The 20,269-nt window shown below is 71.1% G+C and carries 21 protein-coding genes; 15 read left to right on the forward strand and 6 right to left on the reverse strand.

Translation table 11 applies throughout. The features are described from left to right. Positions 1–55: 55 nt before the first annotated feature. The 8 genes from AC3ZJJ_RS12910 (at position 56) to AC3ZJJ_RS12945 (ending at position 8,158) form a co-directional block, all read left to right on the forward strand. Entirely contained in the window at positions 56–964 is a 909-nt protein-coding gene (locus AC3ZJJ_RS12910) for a class II glutamine amidotransferase domain-containing protein (RefSeq protein WP_489892216.1), read from the forward strand. A gap of 62 nt (positions 965–1,026) precedes the next feature. Then, positions 1,027–1,749 carry a protein glxC gene (locus AC3ZJJ_RS12915; RefSeq protein ID WP_489892217.1) on the forward strand — a complete coding sequence of 241 codons (723 nt, stop codon included), beginning with the start codon at positions 1,027–1,029 and terminating at the stop codon, positions 1,747–1,749. A 46-nt stretch (positions 1,750–1,795) separates the two neighbouring features. After that, a complete protein-coding gene (locus tag AC3ZJJ_RS12920) occupies positions 1,796–3,163 on the forward strand; it encodes an FMN-binding glutamate synthase family protein (RefSeq protein ID WP_489892218.1) in 1,368 nt (455 codons plus the stop codon). 2 nt (positions 3,164–3,165) lie between these two features. After that, positions 3,166–4,329, forward strand: a complete 1,164-nt coding sequence (locus tag AC3ZJJ_RS12925) for an FAD-dependent oxidoreductase (protein ID WP_489892219.1) — start codon at positions 3,166–3,168, stop codon at positions 4,327–4,329. Continuing rightward, the gene (locus AC3ZJJ_RS12930; protein WP_489892220.1) at positions 4,326–5,573 is read left to right on the forward strand and encodes an allantoate amidohydrolase; all 1,248 of its coding nucleotides are present in this window, start codon (positions 4,326–4,328) and stop codon (positions 5,571–5,573) included. Before AC3ZJJ_RS12925 ends, AC3ZJJ_RS12930 begins: the two co-directional genes overlap by 4 nt. Positions 5,574–5,575: 2 nt before the next feature. Beyond that, positions 5,576–6,322, forward strand: a complete 747-nt coding sequence (locus AC3ZJJ_RS12935) for a helix-turn-helix domain-containing protein (protein WP_489892221.1) — start codon at positions 5,576–5,578, stop codon at positions 6,320–6,322. Between the two features lie 181 nt (positions 6,323–6,503). Beyond that, positions 6,504–7,823, forward strand: a complete 1,320-nt coding sequence (locus AC3ZJJ_RS12940) for an ammonium transporter (RefSeq protein WP_489892222.1) — start codon at positions 6,504–6,506, stop codon at positions 7,821–7,823. Continuing rightward, the gene (locus tag AC3ZJJ_RS12945) at positions 7,820–8,158 is read left to right on the forward strand and encodes a P-II family nitrogen regulator (RefSeq protein WP_489892223.1); all 339 of its coding nucleotides are present in this window, start codon (positions 7,820–7,822) and stop codon (positions 8,156–8,158) included. The genes AC3ZJJ_RS12940 and AC3ZJJ_RS12945 overlap by 4 nt, the downstream gene beginning before the upstream one ends. An 88-nt stretch (positions 8,159–8,246) precedes the next feature. Here AC3ZJJ_RS12945 and AC3ZJJ_RS12950 read toward each other — a convergent pair whose 3' ends face one another. Then, positions 8,247–9,236, reverse strand: a complete 990-nt coding sequence (locus tag AC3ZJJ_RS12950; RefSeq protein ID WP_489892224.1) for a DMT family transporter — start codon at positions 9,234–9,236, stop codon at positions 8,247–8,249. A gap of 35 nt (positions 9,237–9,271) precedes the next feature. On the opposite strand from AC3ZJJ_RS12950, the gene AC3ZJJ_RS12955 reads away from it, so the two are divergent. Next, complete coding sequence (locus AC3ZJJ_RS12955) at positions 9,272–9,886, forward strand: TetR/AcrR family transcriptional regulator (protein WP_489892225.1); 615 nt, start codon at positions 9,272–9,274, stop codon at positions 9,884–9,886. 48 nt (positions 9,887–9,934) lie between these two features. Here AC3ZJJ_RS12955 and AC3ZJJ_RS12960 read toward each other — a convergent pair whose 3' ends face one another. From AC3ZJJ_RS12960 to AC3ZJJ_RS12975, 4 genes are read right to left on the reverse strand one after another with little or no spacing between them, the layout of a single operon-like run. Beyond that, positions 9,935–10,315: a cupin domain-containing protein gene (locus AC3ZJJ_RS12960; RefSeq protein ID WP_489892226.1), complete on the reverse strand. Its 381-nt coding sequence runs from the start codon at positions 10,313–10,315 to the stop codon at positions 9,935–9,937. 49 nt (positions 10,316–10,364) lie between these two features. Continuing rightward, positions 10,365–11,378, reverse strand: a complete 1,014-nt coding sequence (locus AC3ZJJ_RS12965) for a heme-dependent oxidative N-demethylase family protein (protein WP_489892227.1) — start codon at positions 11,376–11,378, stop codon at positions 10,365–10,367. Continuing rightward, positions 11,375–12,388 carry a PDR/VanB family oxidoreductase gene (locus AC3ZJJ_RS12970; protein ID WP_489892228.1) on the reverse strand — a complete coding sequence of 338 codons (1,014 nt, stop codon included), beginning with the start codon at positions 12,386–12,388 and terminating at the stop codon, positions 11,375–11,377. Before AC3ZJJ_RS12970 ends, AC3ZJJ_RS12965 begins: the two co-directional genes overlap by 4 nt. After that, positions 12,385–12,960 (reverse strand): dimethylamine monooxygenase subunit DmmA family protein, encoded by a 576-nt coding sequence (locus tag AC3ZJJ_RS12975; RefSeq protein ID WP_489892229.1) that lies wholly within the window; start codon positions 12,958–12,960, stop codon positions 12,385–12,387. The genes AC3ZJJ_RS12970 and AC3ZJJ_RS12975 overlap by 4 nt, the downstream gene beginning before the upstream one ends. 459 nt (positions 12,961–13,419) lie before the next feature. Between AC3ZJJ_RS12975 and AC3ZJJ_RS12980 the strand changes: the two genes are divergently transcribed. From AC3ZJJ_RS12980 to AC3ZJJ_RS12995, 4 genes are read left to right on the forward strand one after another with little or no spacing between them, the layout of a single operon-like run. Further along, on the forward strand, positions 13,420–14,247 hold the full coding sequence (locus tag AC3ZJJ_RS12980) for a DUF4397 domain-containing protein (protein ID WP_489892230.1): 828 nt from the start codon (positions 13,420–13,422) through the stop codon (positions 14,245–14,247). A gap of 4 nt (positions 14,248–14,251) precedes the next feature. Further along, positions 14,252–14,926, forward strand: coding sequence for a class F sortase (locus AC3ZJJ_RS12985; protein WP_489892231.1), 675 nt, complete (start codon positions 14,252–14,254; stop codon positions 14,924–14,926). A 26-nt stretch (positions 14,927–14,952) separates the two neighbouring features. Further along, positions 14,953–15,540, forward strand: a complete 588-nt coding sequence (locus tag AC3ZJJ_RS12990; protein WP_489892232.1) for an RNA polymerase sigma factor — start codon at positions 14,953–14,955, stop codon at positions 15,538–15,540. Beyond that, on the forward strand, positions 15,524–16,219 hold the full coding sequence (locus tag AC3ZJJ_RS12995; RefSeq protein WP_489892233.1) for an anti-sigma factor: 696 nt from the start codon (positions 15,524–15,526) through the stop codon (positions 16,217–16,219). Before AC3ZJJ_RS12990 ends, AC3ZJJ_RS12995 begins: the two co-directional genes overlap by 17 nt. A 28-nt stretch (positions 16,220–16,247) precedes the next feature. On the opposite strand, the gene AC3ZJJ_RS13000 is transcribed toward AC3ZJJ_RS12995, so the two are convergent. Beyond that, positions 16,248–17,579, reverse strand: a complete 1,332-nt coding sequence (locus AC3ZJJ_RS13000) for an aspartate aminotransferase family protein (protein WP_489892234.1) — start codon at positions 17,577–17,579, stop codon at positions 16,248–16,250. 303 nt (positions 17,580–17,882) lie between these two features. Between AC3ZJJ_RS13000 and AC3ZJJ_RS13005 the strand changes: the two genes are divergently transcribed. Together AC3ZJJ_RS13005 and AC3ZJJ_RS13010 are read left to right on the forward strand one after the other, a co-directional pair. Next, positions 17,883–18,983, forward strand: a complete 1,101-nt coding sequence (locus tag AC3ZJJ_RS13005) for a phosphotransferase enzyme family protein (protein WP_489892235.1) — start codon at positions 17,883–17,885, stop codon at positions 18,981–18,983. Positions 18,984–19,205: 222 nt separating this feature from the next. Continuing rightward, positions 19,206–19,871: an alpha/beta hydrolase family protein gene (locus tag AC3ZJJ_RS13010; protein ID WP_489892236.1), complete on the forward strand. Its 666-nt coding sequence runs from the start codon at positions 19,206–19,208 to the stop codon at positions 19,869–19,871. Positions 19,872–20,269 lie beyond the last annotated feature (398 nt).

Consider the following 20,269-nt stretch of genomic DNA (forward strand, 5'->3'; position numbering starts at 1 on the left):
AACCGCCCCCCACCGCAGTAGACCAACCCCCGCGAAAGACAAGGAACCAATCGACATGTGCGGAATCGCCGCCCTCCAGGTCCGCAACACCGCGTTGCGCCCCCAAATGGGCTCCCTGCTCACCGGCATGCTCTGCCAGATCATCGAACGCGGACCGGACTCCGCCGGCATGGCCGTGTACAACAATCCGGATCTCGTGACCGAAGGCTTCGCCACGCTGAGCCTCCTCGGAACCGACCTGGGCATCTCCGCCCACGACCTCGAGCGCATCCTCGGACCCGCATTGCCCGACGGCGGCGAAACCAAGGTCCGCGAACTCGGCGACACCACCCTGCTCAGCGCCGAGGTCGACGCCGAGACCCTCGCCGGGGCGGTCGACGCCAGCTACCCCGGCGTCGTCGTCGCCGGCCGCGGCGAGCACGTCACCGTGATGAAGAGCGTGGGCAACCCGAAGGACGTGGCCGAGCGCCACGGGCTGGAGGGCATGTTCGGCACGCAGGGGCTCAGCCACACCCGGATGGCCACGGAGTCCGCCGTGACGGCGTCCGGTTCCCACCCGTTCGCCGTCGCCGACGACCTCTGCCTGGTCCACAACGGATCGTTCTCCAACCACGCGTCGGTCCGCCGCGAACTCCAACGCCTCGGCGTCGAGTTCGATTCGGAGAACGACACCGAGGTCGGCGCCCGCTACGTGGCCCACCGCCTGTCAGCCGGCGACGACCTGGAAACGGCCCTGACCAATCTGGGCAAGGTGCTGGACGGCTTCTACACGCTGGTGGTCACCACCGCCGACTCCATGGCGATCGTCCGCGACCCGATCGCGTGCAAGCCCGCCATCATCGCCGAGACCGCGGACTACGTCGCGATCGCCAGCGAGTTCCGCGCGCTGGCGCACCTGCCGGGCATCGAGTCGGCACGGATCTTCGAGCCCGAGCCCGGCCGCGTCTACACCTGGAAGCTCTGACGCCTCCCCTCGCCGGGCTTCGCCGGCACCCACACATCAGCCTTCACAGCAAAGGGAATCCCATGACTACCATCGACCTCGTGGAGACGGCCGCCCGCACCGCCGCCGGCCCCTCCTCCTTCGACCTGGACGCCGTCACCGTCCGCGACCTGAACCTTGCCCTCCACCGTGCCGGCGACGGCGAGAGCTTCACCGTCCGGAACCCGGGCGGACGCCACTCGATCGGCGCGGGAATCAACGCCGAACTCGAGCTCGACGTCGCCGGCCACGTGGGCTACTACGCCGCCGGCATGAACCAGGGCGGCACGGTCACCATCCGCGGGAACGCGGGGGTGGGCGTCGCCGAGAACATGATGTCCGGGACCGTCCGCGTGGCCGGGGACGCCTCCCAGTCGGCGGGGGCCACCGCACACGGCGGCCTGCTGGTCATCGAGGGCAACGCCTCGGCACGCTGCGGCATCTCCATGAAGGGCGTGGACATCGTGGTGGGCGGGAACATCGGCCACATGTCCGCGTTTATGGCCCAGGCCGGACGCATGGTGGTCTGCGGCGACGCCGGCGAGGCCCTCGGCGACTCCATCTACGAGACGCGGATCTACGTCAGGGGCACGGTCGCCTCGCTGGGCGCCGACTGCGTCGCCAAGGAGATGCGCGACGAGCACCTCGCCGAGCTCGCCGAGCTGCTGGCCGCCGCCGGTCTCGAGCACGATCCGGCGGACTTCACCCGGTATGGATCGGCCCGCTCCCTCTACCACTTCAACGTCGACAACTCGAGCGCGTACTAGCGCCGCCCTTCCCTACCGACCACCTCCGCGCCCACCAGGAGCCACCATGACCCTCACCGCCCCCACCCCCGCATCCGGCGTCGCCCCATCCCCCGCCGAGCTCGGACTGCGCGAGTCCGCCACGTTCGACCGCGCCACGATCTCCGACATCCGCCGCGCCGCGGAAACCGGCATCTACGACATCCGCGGCTGGGGCGCCAAGCGCGCCCTCCCGCACTTCGACGACCTGCTCTTCCTCGGCGCCTCGATGTCCCGCTACCCGCTGGAGGGCTACCGCGAAAAGTGCGGAACCGACGTCGTCCTCGGCGACCGCTACGCGTCCAAGCCGCTGCGGCTGGACATCCCCGTCACGATCGCCGGCATGAGCTTCGGCGCCCTGTCCGCGAACGCCAAGGAGGCGCTGGGCCGCGGCGCGACCGCGGCCGGCACGTCCACGACGACGGGCGACGGCGGTATGACGCCGGAGGAGCGGGGCCAGTCCCAGAACCTCGTTTACCAGTACCTTCCCTCCCGCTACGGCATGAACCCGGACGACCTCCGCAAGGCGGACGCCATCGAGATCGTGCTGGGCCAGGGCGCCAAGCCGGGAGGCGGCGGAATGCTGCTGGGCCAGAAAATCACCGAGCGCGTCGCCGGAATGCGCACCCTGCCCGTCGGCATCGACCAGCGCTCCGCGTCCCGCCACCCCGACTGGACCGGCCCGGACGACCTGGAGATCAAGATCGCCGAGCTGCGCGAGATCACCGACTGGGAGAAGCCGATCTACGTCAAGATTGGAGCCTCGCGCCCCTATTACGACACCGCGCTGGCCGTGAAGGCGGGCGCCGACGTGGTGGTCCTGGATGGCATGCAGGGCGGGACCGCGGCCACGCAGCAGGTCTTCATCGAGCACGTGGGCATCCCGACGCTCGCCGCGATCCCGCAGGCCGTGCAGGCCCTGCAGGAGCTGGGCATGCACCGCAAGGTCCAGCTCATCGTCTCCGGCGGCATCCGCAACGGCGCCGACGTCGCCAAGGCCATGGCCCTGGGCGCGGACGCGGTGGCCATCGGCACGGCGGCCCTGATCGCGCTCGGCGACAACGACCCGGCCTACGCCGACGAGTACGCCAAGCTCGGCTCCGCCGCCGGCTTCTACGACGACTTCCAGGATGGCAAGGACCCGGCCGGCATCTCCACGCAGGATCCGGAGCTCTCCGCCCGGCTCAACCCGGTCGCCGCCGGCCGGCGCCTGGCCAACTACCTCCGCGTGCTCACCATGGAGGCCCAGACCATCGCCCGCGCCTGCGGCAAGGCCCACCTGCACCATCTGGAGCCCGAGGACCTGGTGGCGCTGACGGTCGAGTCCTCCGCCATGGCCCGCGTGCCGCTGGCGGGCACCCAGTGGATCCCGGGCGCCGGCGGAACGGGATACTAGCCGTGGGCGCCACCGACTCCTTCGACTATGCCGTGGTCGGCGCCGGCCTCGCCGGCGCCGCCACGGCCTGGCGGCTCGCCCAGCGCGGCCACCGGGTGGCGATCGTGGAACGCAGCGAACCGGCCAACGACGCCGGCAGCTCCCACGGATCCGCCCGCATCTTCCGCTACGTCTACGCCGACCCGTTCTACACGCGCATGGTCCAGGACTCGCTCGCCGGATGGCGCGAGCTGGAGGCCGCCCACGGCGCCCCGCTCGTCGCCCCCACCGGCTGCCTGGACCACGGCGAGGTCCGCGGCCCGCGGCAACTCGCCGCGGTCCTGGACCGGGCGGGCGTGTCCCACGAGCTGCTGTCCCCCGGCGAGGCCTCCGAGCGCTGGCCGCAGTTCGCCTTCACCACCGAGGTCCTGTGGCACCCCGGCGCAGGAGTGATCGACGCCCACGAGTCCGTGCACGCCATGGTGGCTGCCGCCGTCGGGCACTCGGCCACGCTGCTGACCGGCTGGCCCGTCGCGTCCGTCGCCAAGTCCGGGACCGGCCCCGACTCCGGCTACACGCTCTCCAGCGGCGACGGCCGCACGCTATCCGCCAGGAACGTGGTCATCGCGGCCGGCGGCTGGCTGCCCGGGCTGCTCGGCGGGCTGGAGCTGCCCGGCGGCTTCCTGCGATCGCTGCCCCGGTTCGAGGTCCGGCAGGAGACGGCGTTCCACTTCCCCTACCGCGAACGGCCCGCGCCCGACGCCGGCTGGCCCACCTTCATCCACAAGGCCGACTGGATCCAGGTCTACGGGCTGCCCGGCGGCCGCGACGCCGGCCACCGGGGCCAGAAGGTCGCCGAGTACAACGGCGGAAAGGTGCTGCCGGACGCCTCCGCCCAGGACGGGCTGATCGATCCGGCCCACCGCGCACGGATCATCGACTACGTCGGGCGGCACCTCCCCGGCCTGGTGCCGGAGCCCTACGCCGAGACCACCTGCCTGTTCACCAACACCCCCCACGATGACTTCGTGGTGGACCGCGCCGACGGCATCACCGTCCTTTCCCCTTGCTCCGGGCACGGGGCCAAGTTCGCCCCGCTCCTGGGCGAGCTCGCCGCGGACCTCGCGACCGGCACGGGAACCGTGCCGGAGCGCTTCCGGACTTCCCTGAAGGCGGCCACACCATGACCACAACAACAACAACAACACCAACGGCGACGGTCGCCGGGCTGATGGCCGAGATCGCCGGAACGGGCGCCGACTCCGCGCGCGGCGGCTACACCCGGCCGGTGTTCTCCGCCGCCGAGCTGGACCTGCGGACATGGTTCACGGAGCAGGCCGGCCGCCGCGGCCTCGCGGTGGAGACGGACAACAACGGGATCATCTGGGCGTGGTGGGACGTGCCCGGCGCCGCGGGGCCGGGCGCGCGCGACAACGCCGTGGTCACCGGAAGCCACCTGGATTCCGTGCCGGGCGGCGGTCCCTTCGACGGGCCGCTCGGCGTCGCCTCCGCGCTCGTCGCCGTGGACATCCTGCGCGGTCGCGGGCACACGCCCGTCCGGCCGCTGGCCATCGCCGTCTTTCCCGAAGAGGAGGGCTCCCGCTTCGGTGTGGCCTGCCTGGGTTCGCGGCTGCTCGCGGGCGCGATCGACCCGGACCGCGCCCGAAGGTTGCGGGATCCGGAGGGGAACACGTTCGCGGACGTCGCGGCCGCCAACGGCCAGGATCCCGGCCTGATCGGCCCCGACCCCGCCGCGCTGGCCCGCATCGGCCAGTTTGTGGAGCTTCACGTCGAGCAGGGCCGGGGGCTGATCGATCTGGGCCGGCCCGTGGCCATCGGCTCGTCCATCCTGGGACACGGCCGCTGGAGGCTCCGCCTGACCGGGCAGGGAAACCACGCCGGCACCACGCTCATAGAGGACCGCAGGGATCCCATGGTCGCCGCCGCGGCCTGCATCTCCGCGGTGCGCGCCGTGGCCCTGCGCCACCGCAACGTCCGCGCGACCGTGGGCCGGATCGTTCCGGTCCCGGGCGGCACCAACGTGATTGCCTCCGCCGTCGACCTCTGGATCGACGTCCGGCACCCGGACGATTCGGTGACCGCCGCCGCCGTCGCCGACATCCACCAGGAGGCCAGGATTGCCGCGGCCGGCGAGGGGTGCGGGCTGGACCTGGTCGAGGAATCGCTGAGCCCCACCACGCACTTCGACGCCGGTCTGCGGGACACGCTCGGGGCGCTCCTGCCCGGCGCGCCCGTGCTGGACACCGGGGCGGGGCACGACGCCGGCGTCCTGGCCGCGCGCGTTCCCACGGCGATGCTGTTCGTGCGCAACCCCACCGGTGTCTCGCACTCGCCCGAGGAGCACGTCGAGGACCACGACGCCGAGGCGGGGGCCGTGGCGCTGGCCAACGTCCTCGCGGGGCTCGGCTAGGCGTGGCCGTCGGCGGGGTGCGCGCGCTCGGCCTGCCGTTCGTCCCCACGCCGGCGGACCTCGCCGAGGCGGAGGACTGGTGGGGCGGCGGATCCGCCTATGATGGGCGGGTGCCCACTCCACCGCGTTCCTCCGCATCGGCAGCGCCCGATTCCCCCGCCGACGAGGTCCCCGGACCGGGCGCGGCCGCGGGTTCGCTGGAGCGCGTGATCGCGGCGCAGGTCAAGAACCACAGGTTGTCACAGGGCATGTCGGCGGCCGAGCTGGCCTCCCGCACGGGGCTTTCGAAGGCCATGGTCTCGAAGATCGAGTCGGCGTCGACGTCATCCTCGCTGACCACGCTGCAGCGGCTGGCCGAGGGGCTGGACCTGCCGGTGACGGCGCTCTTCCAGGGCGCGGACACCGAGCGCGAGGCCGCCTACACCAGGGCCGGACAGGGCAGCGTCACGGTGCGCAGCGGGACCCGGCACGGCCACGAATACCGCCTGTTGGGCGACCTGAAGCGCCACCCGACGCCGATCCAGCCGACGCTTGTGACGCTGACCAGCGCCTCCGACGTCTTCCCGCAGTTCCAGCACCCCGGCACCGAATTCATCTACATGCTCGAGGGCCGGATGGTCTACGGGCACGGGTCCTACGAGTACGAGCTCGCGCCCGGCGACTCCCTGGTCTTCGAGGGCGAGGGGCCGCACGGGCCGCTGCGCCTCATCGAGCTGCCGATCCGTTTCCTGGCCGTCACGGCGCACTAGGCTCACCCCCCTGGGTCCTGCCGGCGCGCCGGCGCTGGAACGCGTCGCTCGGCCGAGTCGCTGGGTTAAACAGCGAGTTTACGACTCCGAAACCCACGGCAGTTCATCCTCAGTAAAACTGGTTTCACGCTGGGCAATCAGCCTGCCCGGCACCCGCACCCGTTCACGAGGAGACCACCCCATGCCACCAGCCGATCTCGCGTGGATGTTCGCCGCATTCGCGCTCGTCCTCCTGATGTTCCCGGGCATCGCCCTCTTCTATGGGGGCATGCTCAACGGACGCAACGTCCTGAACATGTTCATGATGGTCATGGGCTCCATGGCCGTCACCACCGTCGTCTACGTCCTATTCGTCCACGGCATCGTCACGGGCAATTCGGTGGGCGGGGCCGGAATCATCGGCAACCCCCTTGAGTTCCTCGGCTTCGAGTCCTTCACGGCAGACGATGGATCCGACGGCGCCTACTGGGGCGCCTTCTTCATCCTGTTCGCCGCCATCAGCGTCGCGATCGTCGCCTCCGGCGCCGCCGGCCGCATGAAGTTCGGCTCCTGGCTGGTCTTCTCCGGACTGTGGATCGCGCTGGTCTACGGCCCGCTGGGCCACTGGGTGTTCACGTTCACCGACGAGGAATCGGGCTACGTGGGCGGCTGGATGCGCAACGTCCTGGGCCTGCACGACTACGCCGGGGGAACCGCCGTGCACATGAACGCGGGCGCCTCGGCCCTCGCGTTGGCGCTCGTCCTGGGCCGCCGCCGCAACACCACCAACCGCCCGCACAACCTGCCCCTGGTCCTCCTGGGTGCCGGCCTGCTGTTCGTCGGCTGGATCGGCTTCAACGGAGGCACCGCGGCCGGCGCCAACTTCCTGGCCGGCTACGTCATCCTGACCACCCTGCTCGCCGCGATGTCCGGCATCCTCGGATTCCTGCTGGTGGAGCGCTACCGCGACGGCCAGCCCACCACCCTGGGCATGGCCACCGGCCTGATCGCCGGACTCGTTGGCATCACCCCCGCCGCGGACGCCGTCACGCCCATCGGTGCCCTGCTGGTCGGATTCGTCTCCGCGGCCGCCGTCGCGTGGGCCATCACCTGGAAGAAGAAGCACAAGATCGACGACTCGCTGGACGCCTTCGCCGTGCACGGCATCGGCGGCATCGCCGGCGCCCTGTTCGTGGTGCTGTTCGGCGCCGCGGCCGCCCCCGCGGGCATTGCCGGCATCTTCTTCGGCGGTGACGTCAGCCTGCTGTGGCGCGAGACCGTGGCCATCGTGGCGACCCTCGTGTACTCCTTCGCGGTCACCTACGCGATCGCCTGGACCATGAACAAGGTCAGCCCCATCCGCGTGCCGGACGAGGTGGAGCACGGCGGCCTGGACCAGGGCCTGCACGCCGAGTCGGCCTACGAGTTCGGCGCCGAGTTGGGCCGACCCTCGAACTCCGGTAAGTTCGTCGCACCCCGCGCCGCCGCCACCCACACCGCAGAGGAAGTGCCGAACAAGTGAAACTCGTGACCGCCATCATCCAGCCCGCCAAGGTCGACGACGTCAAGGACGCGCTCGGCTCCGCCAACTTCCGGGGCATGACGATCACCCGCGTGGAGGGCCACGGCCAGCAGGCCGGCCGCAGCGAGTTCTACCGCGGATCCGAGGTCCGGGTCGACTTCGTCTCCAAGGTCCGCGTCGAGGTGATCATCCCGGACGAGGAGGCCGAGGCCGTGATCGACACGCTCGTCACCGCGGCCCGCACGGGCAACATCGGGGACGGAAAGGTCTGGGCCTCCGACGTCAGCCACCTGGTGCGTGTGCGCACCGGCGAGCGGGGCCCGGAGGCAATCTGACCCGCGGCGCTCAGGCGGCTCAACGGAAGACGGCGGTGGGCGGGTCCTGGGACCCGGCCACCGCCGTCGCACTTCGCGGATCGCCCGACTACCGGCCCGTGGTGGACTCCGCCGTCTTTAGCGGGGCATTCGCCAGCTCGGCGACCCGCTCACGGCGTGGCACCTTCGGGGCGGACCCGTGCCCGCGGGACTCGCCGACCAGCACCAGCGCGACGCCGCCGCCGCACAGCGCGAAGCCCGCCATGGTCACCGCCGTCAGGGGCTCCCCGAACATCAGCGCACCGGCCAGCGCCGTGGTGGGCGCGACGAGGAAGAGGAGCGCGTTGAGCGCCGTCACGCCAACGCGCCGCAGCAGCCACCAGTAGAGCCCGTAGCCTCCGAGCGTCGGCACAACGGCGGCGAAGACCACCGCCAGCCAGAAGTCCGGTGACGGCGGCGGCCAGAAGGTGTTGGTCGCGACGCAGGCCGCCACAAGCGCCGCCGCGGTGACCGCCACGTGCACGGTCAGCGTCGTGACGACGGGAAGCCGGGAGGGCGCCCGGCGATCGATGAACGTCCCGACGATGAGCGACACCATCGCCAGCACCGGGAAAAGGTAGGGCGCAACGCCGGCATCGATGTCCGCCGACTGCGACGCGACAACCAGGAACACTCCCGCGCCGCCGGCGAGCAGCCCCAGCCACTGCGCCCCGCGCACCCGCAGCCCCAGGATCGGCCCCACGAGGGTCGCGACTAGAATCGGCTGCACGGCGTCGATGAGCGCCGTCGTTCCGCTGGCGACGCCCAGGGCGATGGCGGCGTAGACCGACACGCAATACCCGAACTGACCCAGCAGGCCGATGGTCGCCTGCCGACGCAGGTCCGTGCGGGTCAGCCGGCGAAGGTCCCCGCGCACCACCGCGACGGCAACGAGCACCGCGGCCAGCGGAAGGAACCTCCACACGAGCAGCGTCAGGACCGATGCGTCGGCCGTGCCGATCTTCGCCACCAGGAACCCCGAGCTCCACGAGAGGACGAAGGCCGCCGATGCGAGCGCCAGGATCACGGGGCGCCCGAGTATACCGATCTGTTTACTCATGCCTCGACTATACAGGCCTGTATAGTCGTCTCATCATGGAAGTTCATATTCCGGACCTCGACACCCTGACGCCGGGCGCGCGCCGCATCCTCGACGCCGCATCGGTGCTGTTCTATGAGCGCGGCATACACGCCGTCGGTGTGGACACCATCGCCGAGGCGGCGGGCGTCACGAAGAAGACCCTCTACGACCGTTTCGGCTCGAAGGAGTCGCTGGTGGTGTGCTACCTCAGGCGGCGCGAGGACCGGTGGCGGGCGACGCTCCAGGAGCATTTGGCGAAAAACCAAGAGCCCGGGATCGGACGCGTCCTCGCCGTCTTCGATGCCGCCGTCCTCTGGTACCGCACCAACGGCGCCAAGGGCTGCAGCGCCATCAACGCCCGCGCCGAGACGGCGCCCGAAGCCGACGGCCACCTCGTCTTCCCCGAGGTCACGAACCAGAAGGTGTGGATGCTGGAACTGTTCACGGGCCTTTGCGGCGAGGCGGGCTGCGCCAGCCCCGCGACCACCGGGCGAACCATGATGCTGCTGCTCGAGGGGGCGCTTGTCACCCTCGGAATGCGGACCTTCGCCGAGCCCATGGAACAAGCCCGGGCCGCCGCCCACGCCATCCTTGTCTCCAGCCTGGGGCAGGAGGACACGGACGCATAGCGGGCGGCGGCCCGGGCGGGTTCGCGTCCGTCGGCGCGAAGGCGTCCGCTACGGCGCGAAGGTTCGGTCTCCCGTGAAGAAGCCCAGCGCGTAGTCGTCGGTCTCGAACTTCACGGTGGTTCCCTTGGGGAAGAACAGGATGTCCCGTTCCCCGGCTCGCGTCACCTCGCCGGTCGCCATGTCGGTGAGGATGAACTCTCCCGCGACCACCATCTTGGACTCGTCGTAGGTGTACTCGTAGACCAGCGGCTCCCCCGCCTTCAGCTCGAAGAATCCCGCACACAGGCGCGACCCGTCCGGGTTGGCCAGCGAGTCGCCGATGAACGCCTCCGAACCCGGCTGGTTCATGCTGGGGAGGTTCTTGAAGCCCCCGACGGCCTTGTAGATGGCTCCGGCCCTGGTGACGTCCGCGATCGTGGTGGTGTCCATGGTGTTCTCCCTCGTTGTTCGTTGTGTTCTTGTCGTAACGGTGGTCGGGTCAGCGGGCGGCGTCGGATTCGAGCCAGTCCGCCGCGGGCAGGCGGTAGGTGGAAATGCCCTTGTAGTCGGCCATGTCCCGAGGCAACTCCCGAAGCACGCGCGCAAGCGTGTCCCTCCAGGCGGGGACGGCGGCGAGCGCGGAGAGCGGCTCGAGGTAGGAGCGGATCAGGAACATGACGGCGCCGGAGTGCGGAAGCCGGATGATGTGCTGGACCTCGACCCGCAGGTGGACCCGCTCGGCGAGCGCCGGATCTTCGACGATCTCCGTCCTGTCGGGCCCCCATTCGGGGTAGGTCTCGGTGGACGTGTCCAGGCGCCGGTCCACGCCCATGGTCCAGTTGGTGCGCCGGAACGCTTCGCCGGGCTGCAGCCGCATCATGAACTGCTGGGCGCGGGCGGCGATGCCCTCCTCGTGCACGCGCGGAACCGGACCGTGGATCTCCAGGAAGCGCATGCCGACGTCGAACCCCATCGACCAGTCCGCGGCGAAGGTGACGACGCCGGCGTCGAGCCAGAGCGCGCCCTCCCGCTGGTCCAGGAGCGCGACGTCCTCCTGCATCTGCGTGCCGAGAAACCCGAGCGGCCCGCCGGGCAGGGTGGAGTCGTCCCCGTAGGTGAAGTCCACGGCCAGGTGCTGGAGGCCGTTGGTCCAGTGCACCGCCCTGCCCGCCCGCTCCAACCGCATCGTGTCCGGGTAGTCCCGCGCCAGCTGCCCCAGCACGTACAGCAGCGCGTCCCATTCGGCGGGCCGCATGTGCGCGGCGCCGGCGCGCCGGGACGGATCGCGCCGCAGGATTTCCGCGCGCTGGGCTATCTCGGATTCGTAGTGCCCGTCCACCTCCACGATCCTGTTGCCCCACGCGCCAGCGGCGGTCTCCAGCGGCTTGCGTGCGGGCTCCACGTTGGCGCTGTAGCGGTAGGTGTCGGTGCGGAAGGGAAACGGGAACCGCCGCAACCCGGGCGCGACCGTCTGGCCGCGCGCGGTGGAGGCGTCGGTGGCGGCGACTGTCATAGGTCCAGCTCCATTTCGGGGTCGATGCTGCGGGAGACGCAGCACATGATGGACGTGGCCTCGGCCTTCTCGGCGTCGGAAAGATAGGAGTCCCGGTGAAGTGGGCGACCGGCGCGGACACCCACGCGGCACTCGCCGCAGACACCCTGCCGGCACAGGTTGGGGACGGTGCGTCCGGCCGCCTCCAGAGACTCGAGCAGCGTGCTCCCGGCGGGCACGGCCACGCGCTCCCCGGTGGAGGCCAGGGTCGCCGCGAACGGCTCGCCGGGATCGAGCGCCGCGGAGCCGAAGGCCTCCGCATGGAGCCGGGCCTCGGGCCAGCCGGCCCCCCGGGCGGCGGCGAGCACGTCCTCCATAAACGGGCCGGGACCGCACACGTAGAGGTGGGTTCCCAGCGGCTGCCGGCGCAGAATCCGGGCCAGGTGGGCGGCGAAGTCGGCGCGTCGGGTGGACTCCACGAGGGCGATCCCAGCGTGCTCCGCGGCCAGCGACCGGAGGTCCGCGGAGTGGGCGCCCTCGCCGTCCCGGTGCATGGAGAGGACCAGCGCCTCGCGGCCCCACTCGGCGGCGGCGCGGGCGTGGGACAGGATCGGGGTGACGCCGATGCCGGCCGAGACCAGCAGGTGCCGGCGCGCGGTGGCCACGGGGGCAAAGGCACTCCGGGGTCGGGACGACCGGACACGGTCGCCGGGCCGCAGCCCGTGGACGTGGCGGCTTCCGCCGGCGCCGTCGTCCTGCCTCAGGACCGAGATCGAGTACTCCTCGGGAAACGTCCCCGTGCCCGTGAGCGAGTAGGCGTTGGCCTTCAGCCGGCCGTCGGCGTCGACGCACTCCAACACCACGTGGCTGCCGGGAGCGTAGCCGGGCAGCTCCCCGGAATCCTCCGAGCGCAGGTGCACGGACACCACGCGGCCGGGGCGGGGAACGACGTCGGTGACGATCAGTTCCAGCGCGTCGCGCAGGACCGGAACCGCAGGCGGAGGCGGTGCCACCGTGGCCGGCCCCCTCATGCCGCCACGTCCATCGCGGGCGATCTCGCGTCCTCGGCGTCGGCCATGAACCCCAGATAACGTGCGGTGCTCCGGGAGAAGTGGTGGTAGACGGCGAGGCTTCGACTGCAGCCGGAGCAGTCCAGGATCCCCCCGATGCCGACTTCCGCGGTGGTGGTGGCCGCGCAATGCGGGCAGTAGACGCGGCGCTCGGACGCCCCGGTGACCCGCAGCAGGAGTTCGGAGTCGACCGCGCCGGACCCCAGCGCCACGGCGCGCGCCGCGTAGACGTCCGCCTCGGGCCCGGCCAGCAGGATCCGGACGCCGACCATGGCCAGCCCCAGGTCCCTCTGGAGTTGGCCGAGGATGGCGGGTGTCGCCGCCGGGGCGGCGTGCAGCGAGGTCGACCCAGGCAGCGCGGCGCCGGCGAGGAACTCGCCGGCTTCCTTCAATCCGCCCGCCCCGAAGGCCACTGCCAGGAGGGCCGCCCCGCCGGTCGCGTCGCCGATGGACGCGTCGCGCGGAACACTGCTGAACGGCGGAATGTCGCGCACGGCGGACGGCGGCTGCGACGTGCTGGTGGTGGTGTCCACTGGCCCTCACTTTCGGATACTGGCGTGAAACTAGTTTGACCGGTAGGAAATCTCCGTGGGTTACCCTTCCGATAAGGCCATGTTTCGTTTGGGTGACCAACACGCGAGTTCGCGACCGTGGTGTCGTCGGCGCCCGCCCGGGGGCTCCGGGTTGGGCCAAACCCCTGCGCACCTGGAACATCGTGGATTCCCCTTGGGCCCGAATGCCGCCGACGACGTGGTGGTCTTGGACATTCGTTTAGCGGTGACCCCTGTGTGATGGCCGTCACGGCCCCTGTTTCCAAGGTACGGCGTGACCTGAGCCACAGTGTTCCAATGTGGAACACCGGCGCTGGCCGGCAGGAGGGCGGCCCGCAGCGGAAACTTTTCCGCCCCGCCCGCATCCGGGCGGGCCTTTGCGGCGGAAGTAAGGGGTGTCAGACCATCCGGGCCCCAGGCCCCTTCCGGAAGGAAAGAACGATGCGCAAGACTCCCCTGATCGCCGCGGCGGCTGGACTCGCACTCATGGGACTGGGCGCCGCCCCGGCCCAGGCCGCGGAAGCCGACGAGAACGCCATGCTCTCGGTCCTCCACGGCGTCCCCGGACTCACGGTGGACGTGTACGTCAACGGCGACCTGACGCTGGACGACTTCAAGCCCGGCGACCTGGCCGGGCCCCTGGACCTGCCCGCCGGAACCTACTCGGTAGCGATCACCGCCGCCGACGCGAAGGACGATTCCTCCCCCGCGATAGGTCCCGTGGACCTGAAGCTGGCGGGCGGCGGAAACTACACCGCCGCCGCGCACCTGACCCCGGACGGCGAGCCCACCGCAACGCTGTTCGAGAACGACCTGTCCCCCGTCGCCGCCGGCGAGGGCCGGCTCGTTGTCCGCCACGTTGCCGCGGCTCCCGCGGTCGACGTCCTTGCGGGCGGCGAGGCCGTTGTCAGGGATCTCGCCAATCCCGACGAGGCAACGCTGGATCTTCCCGCGGGAACCGTTTCGGCGTCCGTCGCCGCGGCGGGCACCACCGACCCCGTGATCGGGCCCGCCGACGTCGACGTCGCCGAGGGCGCCACGACCATCGTCTACGCCTGGGGCAGCCTCGAGGACGGCAACCTGGACCTGGCCGTGCAGACGATCGAGGACATGGGCTCGGCCCCGGGCGGCGTTCCCACGGGCACCGCGCAAGTGGTCGAGGAGGGTGTCAACCCCGGGTTGATGCTGGGCCTCGGCGCGCTGCTGCTCGCGGGGCTGGCGTTCGCGGGCCGCGCCGTCTCCCTCCGTTCGGTCTCCGTCCGGAAGTAGCACTATGAAAAGGCTGCTCGGTCTCGCCGCGGCGGCCCTCCTGCTGACGGGTTGCGCCGCCCCCTCGGCGCTGTCCGTCCCCGGAGGCGGAGAGGCTCGCGCCTCCGTCTCCGCGCCGGCGCCGTCGCCTTCCTCCTCCTCGACGACGACGCCGGCGCTCACCTCGAGCGCCGCGCCCGTGCCGGACGTTCCGGTGCGGGACGCGGCGCCCGCGCCACCCCGGCCGCTACCACCCGCGCCTGCCCGCCTTGACTACCCGGCCATCGCCGCGGACATGGGAATCACTCCGGTGGGAGTGTCGGCCGACGGGCAGATGGCCATCCCGGAGGACGCCGTCCTGGCCGGGTGGTACCGCCACTCGGCGTCGCCCGCCGAGACGGACGGCACCGTGGTGATCGCCGCCCACGCCGGATCCATCCCCACCCCTCGCGGCCCGCTCTACGACCTGCGGGACTCCCGCCCGGGCCACGAGGTGGTCCTCGAGGACACCGATGGCCACCGCACCGCCTATCGCGTCTCCCGCGTGGACCAACTGACGAAGACCACGATCGACTTCCGCGCCTACTTCACCCGCGCGGGCGAAAAGCGTCTGGTGCTCATCACGTGCGGCGGCCGCTGGGACGAACGGCGGCAGAGTTACGACGACAACATCATCGTCACCGCCGTGCCGTTGGGATGATTCCCGTGCCTAGAATGGGCCTCAGTGTGGCGCCGAGGTCAAACGGGGAGGTGGACGTCGCGGACACCTACCCGGAGGCGCTCGCCCTCGCGTTCGCTGCTGGCGACGCCGAGGCCATGAGGCAGGCCTACGAACGCTACGCGCCCATGGTGCACACGCTCGCGCTGCGCGCGCTGGACAACCGGCACGACGCCGAGGACGTCACCCAGCAGGTGTTCGTCTCCGCGTGGCGCTCCCGCTCCGGCTTCGACCCCGCACGGGGCGCGCTCGGCTCGTGGATCGTGGGCATCACGCGGCGCAAGATCGCCGACGTGTACGCCGCGCGGACTCGGGCGCTGCGGTCCCAGGAGGCGGTGCTGGCCGCCGCCGACGCCGATCCGGCGGAGGACGGAACCGACTCCGCCGTCGTGAACCGCGTCGTCGTGGCCGACGCGATCGAGCGCCTCGGGTCCCCGCAGAAGGAAATCCTGCGGCTCGCGTTCTTCGCGGACCTGACACACTCGGCGATCGCCGAGCGGCTGGGACTGCCGTTGGGTACCGTGAAGTCCCATATCAACCGAAGTTTGAAGCGTCTACGAGAAGCGATGGTGGTGGCAGATGCGGCATCTCGATGACGACGAGCTGGCGCTGCTTGCCGTCGACGGCGAACGGGCGCTGGGTCCCGAGTCCGCGCAACACCTCGCGGGGTGCGACCGGTGCCGGCGCGAGGCCGGGGGGTTCCTCGAGCTAGGTGCGGCCGTCCGCGCGGACGAATCGTTGGTGCCCCCCGGCCCGGCAGTGTGGGGGCGCATCGAGGCCGAACTCGGCGAGGAACTGCGGCGCTCAAGTGCCGCCATCCGCAACCCGTGGCCGCGCCGCGTCGCGTTCGCCGCTGCGGCCAGCTTCGTCCTGGGCGCCGCGGCGGCCGCCGGCGCCGCGTGGCTCCTGGACCGCGCGCCGGAGGACGGCGCACCCCGCGCCGCCGTTGTGCAATCCGCGGCCCTGGAACCGCTGCCGGGCTGGAGCGCCGAGGGTGCCGCGCGCGTGGAGTCCGTCGACGGACAGCTGCGGCTTGTGGTGGACCTCACGGAGAGCGATGTGGACGGCTACCGAGAGGTCTGGCTGCTGGACCGCGAGGTCACCAGCCTGCTCAGCCTCGGCACCATGAGCGGCACCGAGGCCACCTTTGCCCTCCCCGCCGGCCTGGACCTGGGCAAGTACGCGGTGGTCGACGTCTCGAACGAACCGTTCGACGGCAACCCGGCACACAGCGGGGACAGCATCGTCCGCGGCGAGCTTCAGGCCGGCGCCTAGGGGCCCCGGCGCCCGGAGTCCCGTCCGCCTACCTGCCGATGTCCCGCAGGGCGCCGCGCAGGCCGGAGATGAATCGGTCGATGTCCGCCGCGGCGAAGCTGAGCGGGGGCCGGACCTTCAGGACGTTGTTGTGTGGCCCGGCCACCGAGGTCAGGATCCTGCGGGCGCGCAGGGCGTTGACCAGTTCCAGCGCGGTGGCCCCGTCGGACTCCTTTGCCTCGGGATCGGAGACGATTTCGACGCCGGTGAACAGCCCGGCGCCCCGCACGTCGCCGATGGCGGGGTGGTCCAGCGCGAGCTCCCGGAGTTCCTTGCGCAGCGACTCGCCCGTCAGTGCCGCGCGGGCGGGGAGCTGCTGGTCGTGCAGGACGTCCAGCACGGCCTGCGCGGCCGCGATGGAGACTGGGTTGCCGCCGAACGTGTTGAAGTAGGGGATGTTGGCGGCGAACGGCTCCAACACCTCGGGCCTCGCGGCCAGCGCCGAGACCGGCATGCCGTTCCCCATGGGCTTTCCCATCGTGACCAGGTCGGGCACAATCCCATGCCGCTGGAAGCCCCACATCGTGTCGCCCATCCGCCCGAAACCGGGCTGGACCTCGTCCGCTATCCACACTCCCCCGGCGTTGTGGACCGCGTCGAAGGCCGGGCGAAGGAATCCGCGCGGATCCGCGGCGATGCCGTCCGAGGAGAACACCGAATCGGCGAGGAAGGCGGAGAACCGAAGACCGCTCCGCTCGAGGTCCGCGATCTGTTCCTTGATGTCGCGCGCCAGCTTGGCCCCGACGTCGTCCGGGGCCGTCCGGTAGGTGTCCGGGCCGGGCACCGTGCGCACGTCGGCCCCAAGCACCTGGCCGCTGCCGAGCGCCGGCGAGACCGCCGAGGTGAGCGACGACGTGCCGTGGTAGGCCTCAGCGGTGACGATGGTGCCGGTCCCGCCCGTGTGGGCGTGCGCGACGCGGAGCGCAAGGTCGTTGGCCTCCGAGCCGGTGCACTGGAACATCACCTGGCCGATCTCGGCGGGCATGGTGTCCAGCAGCTGTTCGGCGTAGTCCAGGATGGCGTCGTGCAGGTACCGCGTGTGGGTGTTGAGGGTGGCCGCCTGGCGCGCCACCGCCTCCACCACCCGCGGGTGCGCGTGGCCAAGGCTGGCGACGTTGTTGTACATGTCCAGGTAGTCGTTGCCGTCGGCGTCGTACAGGTAGCAGCCTCGCCCGCGGACCAGATGGACTGGATCCGCGTAGAAGAGCCGGTAGGACGGACCGAGCAGCCGGGAGCGGCGGGCAATCATCGACTCCGGATCGGCCTCCGCCCCGTCGTCGCCCCGGTAGCTGTTGCCGTCCATGATGGTGGATCTGCCCACGTCTTGTGCCTCCGGTCCGTACGCGGCGGAGTGTCCGCCCACACCACCAGCCAACCAGCGCCGCGTGTGCCGCGCGTGGCCGGCGCGTTTCCGTCGGGTAAAGCGGAACGGCCACTTCGGGGCCACGGTAAATGACTCGTTAACTCCGTGTCCGCGGGCCTTTATTTCGTTGCCCGCGGCCAGTATCTGCGGTGGGATGGGCGTGGATCCGGCCGCTTCGGCCGGTACGGCGCGGAACGCCCGCGGCCGTTCACGGGCCGGCGCACAAAGCCGGCCCGCACCTTGTGAGATGAGGCTGCCCGAGTGACGAACGCACCGCCCAGCATGGTCCCCGACGAACGCGCGCTTCCGGCAGGCAGGACGGGCCCCGGCGCGCCGCCCGCGTCCGGGCTGCGTTCCTTCGATTCGCTGGTGGTGGGCGAGCAGGCGCCCGCGTGGTTGGGATCGGGGCTGCGGAGGGCCTTCGGCCTGGGCCCGAACGCCGACGCGACCCTGATCTCCGTGTCAGAGAACGCTTCCTATCTGGTCCGCGAGGGCGGGATTCCGCTGGGCGTGGCGCGCCTGCAGCAGCCTGGCTACCAGGAGAGCGTGGACCAGCTCCGCTCCGAGCTCGACTGGGTGCGGGCGCTGGGCTCGACCGGCTGGGTCGACGTCCCCCGGGCGCTCGCGGGGGCGGACGGCTCGCGCGTCCAGACGGTGGCGGCGCCCGGGGGCCCCGCCCTGCACGTGGTGCTGTTCGAGTTCGTTGCCGGCTCCATCCTCCAGGACGTCGACGACGCCACCGAATGGTTCACCTCCCTCGGGGTGATCACGGCCCGCCTCCACCACCATGCGCGCACGTGGAAGCCGCCGCCGCACTTCACGCGCTTCCGCTGGGACCTGCCCGAACTGGTGGGCCCGGCCGCGCGCTGGGGCGACTGGCGCGACGCCGACCTGCTGTCCGCGCACCGGGACCTGCTGTCCCGGGCGGAGGCGTCGGCGACCGCGCACGTGCGCGGCACCGCACGCACGGGGGCGAATTTCGGGCTCATCCACTCGGATCTGCGCCCCACCAACGTGATGCACTCCGGGCAGGAACTGACAGTCATCGACTTCGACGATTCCGGCTTCGGATGGTTCATGTACGACTTCGCCGCCGCGCTCACCTTCCAGGAGCATCTGGCCTGCGCCGGGGCGATGGCCCGGAACTGGATCCATGGCTACCGCTCGGAGGCCGCATTGTCCGACTCCGACGTCGAATTGGGCTGCCACCTGTCGATGGTGAGGACGCTCACGATGCTCGGCTGGAGCACCACCCACCGCTCGGAGGCGCTACCGCCCGGACTCAGGGCGGGAGGCGTGGTGGAGGCCGCCGTGTTCGCCGCGGAAAGGTACCTGCAGGCCCCCACTTGGCTGGTCGACTAGGCGGGTTGGTTCGCTTTGGCAACGGATCTCCCCTAGGCTCGTGAGTGATCCGCCCGTTCCCCAACGGTCAAGGCGGATCCCGGTCCCTCCAACCCCCAAGCGGCGGGACCAACGGTGCTGCAGCCTCAGGCCGGCACCACGTCGACGCCCCCACCCCATAGGCAGGTGGGGGCGTTCTTCGTGGGCTGATCCGCCGACCGCCGGTCCGCGTAGATTTGGACCATGCCCACGCACTCCGAAGACTTTTCCATCGACGTCGGCGAGACCCGCGTGTCCGGCGTCTACGCCAGGCCCGATCGCGCGTCCGCCACGCTGGTGGTGGCGCACGGCGCGGGGGCCGGAATGGAACATCCGTTCCTGACCGGCTTCACGGACGCGCTGAACGACGGCGGCGCCGCCACACTGCGCTTCAACTTTCCCTACCGCGAGTCCGGCAAGAAGTTCCCCGATCGGCCGCCGCTGGCCGTGGGCGCGTGGAAGGCGGCCATGGAGGCTGCGCTCGGTCGCTCCGGCGGCGAACCGGTGTGGGCGGCCGGCAAATCGTTCGGCGGGCGCATGGCCTCCATGGCGGTGGCCGAGGGAATGCCAGCGGCGGGCCTGGTCTTCCTCGGATATCCGCTGCACGCCCCGGGCAAAACGGACAAGCCGCGCGATGCGCACCTCTACGGCCTCACTCTGCCGATGCTCTTCCTCCAGGGCACCCGGGACACCTTCGCCCTGCCCGGGGAACTGGAGCCGGTCGCCGAGCGCATCGGACCCAACGCCGTGGTGCAGTGGACCGAGGGCGGCGACCACTCCTTCAATGTCCTGGGCAAACGGCGAACCCCGGATGCCGTCGGCGCCTCCCTGGCGGATCCGGTGCTGCGTTTTCTGGCCGCCGGCACGTAGTCCGGTGCCTCATACGCGAGGCCGATCCATCGGGCCGAATCCGCCGCCCCGTCGGCACCCCGCCCGACGCTCGGCAGAGGGTACATCTGTCGACACACATAAGAAACCTATAGGCCGCCGGTATTCGCGTAGGTAGCCTGAGACTGATCGACCCAGAAAGTCCCCCAACTTGCTGGGACGATCCACGTTCCGCGGCCCACGGGGCCTGGGGGACGGGAGCGCCCCGCCGTCTGAGACCGGCGGGGCGTTTCCCTTTCCGCCGCACATCCCATCGGTGTTCCAGGACGCGTGTTGCAGAACCGGCGGCGCTTGCCGCGGAAGCAAAGCCGGATGTCAGTGCAGTGGCCGCGTGGTAGTCGCCCGCGGCCGAGAAGCGCGTCCCATATTGGCGGAGGACG

This window comes from Arthrobacter sp. AOP29-A2-19, from assembly GCF_058138025.1.

Coding starts and splice junctions, on each gene's coding strand:
- AC3ZJJ_RS12920 (WP_489892218.1), top strand. CDS start 1,796: ATGACCCTCACCGCCCCCACCCCCGCATCCGGCGTCGCCCCATCCCCC.
- AC3ZJJ_RS12980 (WP_489892230.1), top strand. CDS start 13,420: ATGCGCAAGACTCCCCTGATCGCCGCGGCGGCTGGACTCGCACTCATG.
- AC3ZJJ_RS12940 (WP_489892222.1), top strand. CDS start 6,504: ATGCCACCAGCCGATCTCGCGTGGATGTTCGCCGCATTCGCGCTCGTC.
- AC3ZJJ_RS12995 (WP_489892233.1), top strand. CDS start 15,524: ATGCGGCATCTCGATGACGACGAGCTGGCGCTGCTTGCCGTCGACGGC.
- AC3ZJJ_RS12955 (WP_489892225.1), top strand. CDS start 9,272: ATGGAAGTTCATATTCCGGACCTCGACACCCTGACGCCGGGCGCGCGC.
- AC3ZJJ_RS12965 (WP_489892227.1), bottom strand. CDS start 11,378: ATGACAGTCGCCGCCACCGACGCCTCCACCGCGCGCGGCCAGACGGTC.
- AC3ZJJ_RS12970 (WP_489892228.1), bottom strand. CDS start 12,388: ATGAGGGGGCCGGCCACGGTGGCACCGCCTCCGCCTGCGGTTCCGGTC.
- AC3ZJJ_RS12915 (WP_489892217.1), top strand. CDS start 1,027: ATGACTACCATCGACCTCGTGGAGACGGCCGCCCGCACCGCCGCCGGC.
- AC3ZJJ_RS12950 (WP_489892224.1), bottom strand. CDS start 9,236: ATGAGTAAACAGATCGGTATACTCGGGCGCCCCGTGATCCTGGCGCTC.
- AC3ZJJ_RS12910 (WP_489892216.1), top strand. CDS start 56: ATGTGCGGAATCGCCGCCCTCCAGGTCCGCAACACCGCGTTGCGCCCC.
- AC3ZJJ_RS13010 (WP_489892236.1), top strand. CDS start 19,206: ATGCCCACGCACTCCGAAGACTTTTCCATCGACGTCGGCGAGACCCGC.
- AC3ZJJ_RS12985 (WP_489892231.1), top strand. CDS start 14,252: ATGAAAAGGCTGCTCGGTCTCGCCGCGGCGGCCCTCCTGCTGACGGGT.
- AC3ZJJ_RS12930 (WP_489892220.1), top strand. CDS start 4,326: ATGACCACAACAACAACAACAACACCAACGGCGACGGTCGCCGGGCTG.
- AC3ZJJ_RS12960 (WP_489892226.1), bottom strand. CDS start 10,315: ATGGACACCACCACGATCGCGGACGTCACCAGGGCCGGAGCCATCTAC.